Below are 1,131 nucleotides of genomic sequence, written 5' to 3' on the forward strand. Positions count from 1 at the left end.
TGGTGTCTTTGCGGATGCTGTCACAAAAGGGATCGCACCAGACCTACATGAAAACATGCTGACAGCCATGCTCCAGACGGCTCAAAAAACAGATCCCACTCAACATTTTGGTCGCCATGGCAATGAAAGCTACAAGGCCCTTGGCTACCTACCCGAAGATTTTCATGAAAGTGTTAGCCATAGCCTAGATTATGCCTATAGTGATTTTTGCATTGCTAGCGTTGCCAAGCAATTGGTTCATACAGAAACAGTCGCTCGGTATGCTGCTTCCAGCCTCTCCTACCGAACATTGTACGATGCCCAAACAGGCTTTATGAGAGCACGATCCACCAATGGAACCTTTAAAGAACCCTTCTCTCCTACCAGCTGGGGAGGAGATTATGCAGAATGCTCTGCAACCCAGGCTACTTTTGGAGCCTTACACGACCTCTCCGGCCTGATAGAGCTGATGGGCGGTAAAAAAGCCTTCACCCAACGATTGCTGGATCTGGCCAATCAAAAACCTCAATTTGATGTAAGAGGATATGGCTATGAAATCCATGAAATGAGTGAAATGGCCCAAGCCCCATTTGGGCAGATTGCCATCTCCAATCAACCCAGCTTTCACCTTCCCTACCTCTTCCGCCACAGTCTTCACCCCGAATATACCAATCTCCTGATCCACCAGATCCGTTCCCAAGCTTTCCATCCAAATTTCCAAGCCTATCCAGGTGATGAGGACAACGGTAGCCTATCTGCTTGGTACATCTGGTCAGCCCTTGGACTCTATCCAACCTGCCCAGGAAAACCAATCTATGATCTAGGGCTCCCCCTCTTTAAAGAAGTCCTTCTCCATCTTCCCAAGCAAGAGCTCAAGATTTGCGCCAACTCACACACTGCAGGCGCCTATTTCATCCAAAAAGCCCTATTAGATGGTAATGAGAAACAAGAGATTTCCCATCAAGACCTCCTTGAAGCCCAATTGCTCCAATTTGAGCTTTCTTGGCTCCCCCCACATGCATAAGAAAAAGAGGCTGGGACAAAAGTCCTAGCCTCTCAATTATTTTTGGATTGTCGAGCAAGACGCAGTGGTTGAGTGGGCTCTACTACGCTGATTTCATCAGCTTTTACAGCCCTACTCAACTGTGCGGA

At 47.9% G+C, this 1,131-nt stretch carries 1 protein-coding gene; it reads left to right on the forward strand.

Translation table 11 applies throughout. The annotated features are described in order from the left end of the window. On the forward strand, window positions 1-1,003 hold a 1,003-nt coding region (locus tag PAN06_RS14320; protein ID WP_269796666.1), incomplete at its 5' end, for a GH92 family glycosyl hydrolase. Between the last annotated feature and the right edge of the window lie 128 nt (window positions 1,004-1,131).

The sequence above is a fragment of the Streptococcus sp. SM3 genome, assembly GCF_027497875.1.